The 5,555-nt window shown below is 39.7% G+C and carries 4 protein-coding genes and 1 pseudogene; 2 read left to right on the top strand and 3 right to left on the bottom strand.

Annotated elements, in window-relative coordinates; translation table 11 throughout:
• Positions 1-41: 41 nt before the first annotated feature.
• Entirely contained in the window at positions 42-131 is a 90-nt protein-coding gene (locus tag QNJ50_RS28415; RefSeq protein ID WP_300642551.1) for a catalase, read from the top strand.
• Here the strand turns inward: QNJ50_RS28415 and QNJ50_RS28410 are convergent.
• A pseudogene (locus QNJ50_RS28410) lies at positions 116-766 on the bottom strand (catalase); the annotation flags it as partial. The gene QNJ50_RS28415 and the pseudogene QNJ50_RS28410 sit on opposite strands and share 16 nt — an antisense overlap.
• An 803-nt stretch (positions 767-1,569) precedes the next feature.
• Between QNJ50_RS28410 and QNJ50_RS28405 the strand changes: the two are divergent.
• The gene (locus QNJ50_RS28405; protein ID WP_300642548.1) at positions 1,570-2,973 is read left to right on the top strand and encodes an AAA family ATPase; all 1,404 of its coding nucleotides are present in this window, start codon (positions 1,570-1,572) and stop codon (positions 2,971-2,973) included.
• A 325-nt stretch (positions 2,974-3,298) separates the two neighbouring features.
• Here QNJ50_RS28405 and QNJ50_RS28400 read toward each other — a convergent pair whose 3' ends face one another.
• Both QNJ50_RS28400 and QNJ50_RS28395 read right to left on the bottom strand, forming a co-directional pair.
• Complete coding sequence (locus QNJ50_RS28400) at positions 3,299-4,645, bottom strand: TRAP transporter large permease subunit (RefSeq protein WP_300642545.1); 1,347 nt, start codon at positions 4,643-4,645, stop codon at positions 3,299-3,301.
• Positions 4,635-5,183 carry a TRAP transporter small permease subunit gene (locus QNJ50_RS28395; RefSeq protein WP_300642541.1) on the bottom strand — a complete coding sequence of 183 codons (549 nt, stop codon included), beginning with the start codon at positions 5,181-5,183 and terminating at the stop codon, positions 4,635-4,637. Before QNJ50_RS28395 ends, QNJ50_RS28400 begins: the two co-directional genes overlap by 11 nt.
• Positions 5,184-5,555 lie beyond the last annotated feature (372 nt).

The following is a 5,555-nucleotide window of genomic DNA, read 5'->3' as shown; positions in this document are numbered from 1 at the left end:
CCCAGAAACGCTGTCCTGCGAATAATTTGAAAGACCCATACATGCGCTGGGATTATTGGTCCCAATGTCCTGAAGCACTCCATCAAGTAACTATTCTCTACAGCGATCGTGGTATCACCCAAATTCTTTGATTCTCATCATTTATGAAACTGAAGGTATGGCTACCGTAACCATTCATGTGACGATGACTTTGGGGGATACCACGATCGCTGTAGAGAATAGTTACTTGATGGAGTGCTTCAGGACATTGGGACCAATAATCCCAGCGCATGTATGGGTCTTTCAAATTATTCGCAGGACAGCGTTTCTGGGTATGAATAAAGTCGGGAAACTTGAGGGGATCGCGAATAAAAAAGACGGGAGTGTTGTTACCAACCATATCCCAGTTTCCTTCTTCTGTGTAAAATTTTATTGAAAATCCACGAGGATCTCTCTCAGCGTCAGCAGAACCTTTTTCACCACCGACAGTAGAAAAACGAGCTAAGACTGGAGTTTGTTTGCCGACTTCTGAAAAGAGTTTAGCCTTAGTATATTTAGTGATATCATTGGTGACGGTAAAAGTACCAAATGCACCTGCACCCTTAGCATGAACCACTCGTTCGGGAATACGTTCGCGGTTAAAGTGGGCTAGTTTCTCGGAAAGATGAAAGTCATGCATCACTACCGGACCCCTAGGACCAGCAGTCAAAGAATTTTGATTGTCAGCAATAGGGTAACCGTCTCTAGTTCTGAGAATCTTGCTTTCTTCCGAATTATGTTTTTCCATGGGATTAATGCTTTAATTAAGGTGCTAAAACAACAACTCCTGAATTTTTAGGAGAATCTCAGTAATGTTGCTGTCAGTTGGATAGTATTTGATATTTTTCAGGTTTCTTGGAAGGGTAAAACCTACCTATAGTATTTTCTGGAAACCGTTTGATTCATGCTTTTGGAGTAAATAGTATAACAATACGCAGGTTGGTTATTTTTAGTAAAATCTATTAAATCCTGTTAGCTTTTTATGGTTGGCAATGATGGCAAAGCTGTCAGCTATAGACTGTTTGAGCTAATAAAGTGTATTGCTTCACATAAATTTGCTACTAACAATTAGTGTAGATTTTAGATTCTTCTCATATTGATAATAATTAATTAACTTCCCAGATTTCTATATCCAAAGATTTAACCTCTCTTGTCCTTAAGGTGTATTGACTGGGAAAGTTTGATAATTATTGCGAGCAAATAGTACTAAGTAAGTAGGCAAGAAAAAAGTAAACTATGTAAAGAAATATAAAATACTCGTATTTTGCTCGTAGTAGCGCTAAAGCGCTAAAGCGCTATTACAAACAAGTTATGATTTTTCTTACTCACCTACTTACCAGTGAATAAAATAGATAAAAACTTCTTATTTATAGATTAAGAAATTATATTTCGTTGAAAAATGAATGGGGAAGGTGGGGGAGAAACGAAGAATTTTCAAACCCAAAAAGTCGTGTAATACTGCACTAATCTCGAAGCAAAATAAAAATATACGGGCAGTAGTAACCATAAGAACTTAACATTATTTTAAGAGGGCTAATTATTCACGGATTCATGAGTTACTATATATCTCCCCGTTTTTTAGATAAACTTGCTGTTCACATCACCAAAAATTTTCTCGAACTCCCTGGAGTCCGAGTTCCTTTGATATTAGGCGTTCATGGACGCAAAGGTGAAGGAAAATCATTCCAGTGTGAGTTAGTTTTTGAAAGAATGGGTGTGGAGGTAACTCATATTTCTGGCGGTGAATTGGAAAGTCCCGATGCGGGTGATCCGGCGCGTTTGATTCGTTTGCGCTATCGGGAAACAGCCGAATTAATTAAGGTACGTGGAAAAATGTGCGTGCTAATGATTAATGATTTGGATGCAGGTGCGGGACGTTTTGATGAAGGGACTCAATATACGGTTAATACTCAGTTGGTTAACGCTACCTTAATGAATATTGCCGATAATCCTACTGACGTGCAATTACCCGGTAGTTACGATTCCAATCCATTACAGCGAGTACCAATTATTGTCACCGGTAATGATTTCTCTACCTTGTATGCACCGTTAATTCGGGATGGAAGGATGGAGAAGTTTTATTGGCATCCCGATCGCGATGATAAAATTGGCATTGTTGGGGGAATTTTTGGTGAAGATGGACTTTCCCACACAGACGTAGAGAAATTAGTCGATACTTTTGCGAACCAAGCAATTGACTTCTTTGGAGCATTGCGATCACGTATTTATGACGAACAAATCCGTAATTTTATCCATGATATCGGTATAGAACGCATATCTTCACGGGTGGTAAACAGTGCTGATGCTCCCCCTAACTTTAGAAAACCCAATTTTAGTTTGCCCCATTTAATTGAGATGGGTAACTTAATGGTTGAGCAACAAAAACTCGTGGATGATTCGCGCTTGGTTCATGAATATAACCGTGGTGCTTTACGTTCTCAAGCTAATTTTATGCCCATACCCGCACCAAACCATGAAGCTAGATTTACGGAACAAGCACCCCTAGAAGCTCAGGTTATTACTAATTTCCCATCCATTACCGAGCAGTCAGGGAATGGTTTTAAGAATGAGATTCGCAATGAAGTGAGTCATAAAAATCTAAGTGAGGGTATTCAACCTTATTACCGCACCTATAATAATGGCGATATTCATCACGGACAACTAACAACTACCCGTGTTACTCCAGAAGTGATCAACCAAATGCGTGATATTCTCGCTTCCGGACATCATATCGGGATAGATTATGTAGATCAAATTCGCTTTGCAACCGGTGGTTGGAGAAGTTTTTCAACCCACGCCATTGATGATATGGAAAATGCGATCGCAACCTTAGAACAGTGTTTAGCAGAGCATACTAAAGATTACATCCGTCTGGTTGGAATTGACCATAAAGTAAACCTGCGGGTAATGGAAACAGTTATCCAACGTCCCGATGGTAAAATTGGCAGTTTGTAACACTTTTCCAAACATCTAAAATACAGAGAAAAATACAAGTAGGGTGTGTTAGCGGTAGCGTAACGCACCACTGGCTTTTGGTGTTTAAAATAAAATCATATAGAAGTGTTATTCGTATTTGTAATGCACCAAATATAAGCTTTGGGTGCGTTAATTATGATGTCCGCTTAATTACTACTTATGAAAAAATATGTTTGTTTGTAGTAGCGCTTTAGCGCCAATATTCGTCTATCGCACTAAAGCGCTACTACGAACCTTATCACAAGTATTTTACCGAACATGATATTAAACATTCCGCCCAACACACCATCTATACTCCTTACTCTCAACTAACCGATGGCGACGCCAAAGATGGCAGAAAGCTTACAATTCCGGGGAAAAGAATTATTAGTAACAAAACCACTAATTGTAAAATCACAAAAGGAATTGCACCCCGATAAATATCATTAGTAGTAACTTCTGGTGGTGCAACACCTCGGAGGTAAAACAATGCAAATCCAAAAGGTGGTGTCAGGAAAGATGTTTGCAAATTTGCCCCCAAAACTACACCATACCAAACCAGATCGATTCCCAACTGCTGGGCGATCGGTACAAATAAGGGTACGACAATAAAAGCAATTTCGAAAAAGTCAATAAAAAAGCCCAATAGCAAGACCACCAGCATACTGACAGTCATAAAACCAATTTGACCGCCAGGTATACTACTTAAAAATGTAGACATAATGTGTTCGCCATTTAGCCCTTGGAAAATGAAGCTAAAAGCAGTCGAACCCAGCAAAATAAAAATCACCATACTAGTGATTTGCAAGGTTGCATCACATACATCACCCAAAGTTTTGATGGTAAGTTTGCCATTGAAAGCAGCAAGGATAATCGCACCTACACAACCAACAGCACCAGCTTCTGTCGCCGCAGCAAAACCAAAAAATATACTACCAAGTACAAACAAGATTAGTAGCAAAGGCGGTACCATCACACCACAAACCCTTTTAAATATTGCCTTACCACCAATTTCTCGTACTTCAGCAGGTAAAGGTGGAGCCAGATCGGGCTTGAGAAAAGACACAATTAAAACATGTAGTGCAAAAGCACCAGCCATCATCAAGCCAGGAATTAAAGAACCAATAAATAAATCTCCCACTGAGATTCCTAGCTGATCCCCTAACACCACTAACACAACACTAGGTGGAATAATTTGCCCTAAAGTTCCGGAAGCTGCAATCACACCTACAGCTAATTGCTTGTTATAGCCATAACGCAACATAATCGGTAGGGAAATCAAACCCATTGCAACTACCGTCGCTGCGACAACACCTGTAGTTGCAGCTAATAGAGCGCCAACAATGACTACAGCTAACGCTAGACCGCCACGCAAACGTCCCAGCAAAATCCCCATAGTTTCCAACAATCTTTCAGCTATCCCAGTTTTTTCCAGCATCGATCCCATGAAAATAAAAAAGGGAATAGCCAAGAGATTGTACTTTGCCATAATGTCAAAAATACGGTCTGCGATCGCTTGGAAAAAGATTGGTTCAAAAAATCCCAATCCAACCCCAATAAACCCGAATATAATAGCTACAGCACCCAGAGAGAAAGCGACAGGATAACCTACAGATAGTAATAATAAGGCACCCACAAACATTAATGGGCCCAAAAAATCATCAATTACCATTCTCTTCCTCCTGGGGTTCCATTCTCCCTGTAAGAATCGCCACACTTTTAATAGCCTGGGAAATTCCCTGTAAAATCAACAGAGAAAAACCAACTATGATTAAACTTTTAATTGGATAACGGGGTAAACCGTTGGGATCAGGTGACTGCTCCAAGATTTGCCAAGAAGTAACAATTCCATCCCACGAAAAAACGATAGTCCAGATGCAGAAAGGAAGTAAAAATAAAATTGTTCCCAACAAATCTGCAATTGCTTTTTGTCTGCGGTTAAATTTACTATAAAAAATATCGACGCGGACATGTCCATTATTATTAAGTACATAAGCCGCGCCAAGAAAAAATATTAAATCAAAAAGATACCATTGAGCTTCGATATAAGCATTTGAACTCAGATTTGTACCTATCAGTTGTCCCAAACGTCGTCCGACAACATTCCAGGTACCGATAATTATCATTACCAGTACCAGCCAGCTGCTCCACTTACCAATACGTTGATTAAATCCATCAATGAATCGGGATATTTTTAACAGTTGCTCCAACGCCCCGTTCCCCTTTTTAAACCGTAAAAGTAGTGTACAGCCCAAAAGGGATAAGTGATGTTAATTAGTTCGCATTTTGGGGATTGGGGATAGCACTGCGTGCCGCCGGCAGGCATCGTGTTAGGTTACCTGTTTATTATCCAATCGGGTTGGATTTTCGACTCAGACCTTGATTGGCAACTTTAAAGGTCAGGGTGCTTATGAACAACTCAAACCCTTGCTTACAGTCACTATATTGATAAGTCTAGTAGTCTGTCAATTTTGAGTTGAGGGATACAAAAACACGATAATCTATAAACACCCAAATCAATCTGGTGTGTGTGATGCCCAAGAAAAAATACATTGTCTCCCTAACAGTAGAAGAAAGAGAAT

Source organism: Mastigocoleus sp. MO_188.B34 (assembly GCF_030065675.1).
Classification (GTDB): Bacteria; Cyanobacteriota; Cyanobacteriia; order Cyanobacteriales; family Nostocaceae; genus Mastigocoleus.
The sequence above is the reverse complement of the archived record's forward strand: the minus strand, read 5'-3'. Positions and strand labels throughout refer to the sequence as shown.

What these genes read in the sequence shown, in the direction of transcription:
- QNJ50_RS28415 (WP_300642551.1), top strand. Translation starts at nt 42, where the DNA reads ATGCGCTGGGATTATTGGTCCCAATGTCCTGAAGCACTCCATCAAGTA.
- QNJ50_RS28405 (WP_300642548.1), top strand. Translation starts at nt 1,570, where the DNA reads ATGAGTTACTATATATCTCCCCGTTTTTTAGATAAACTTGCTGTTCAC.
- QNJ50_RS28400 (WP_300642545.1), bottom strand. Translation starts at nt 4,645, where the DNA reads ATGGTAATTGATGATTTTTTGGGCCCATTAATGTTTGTGGGTGCCTTA.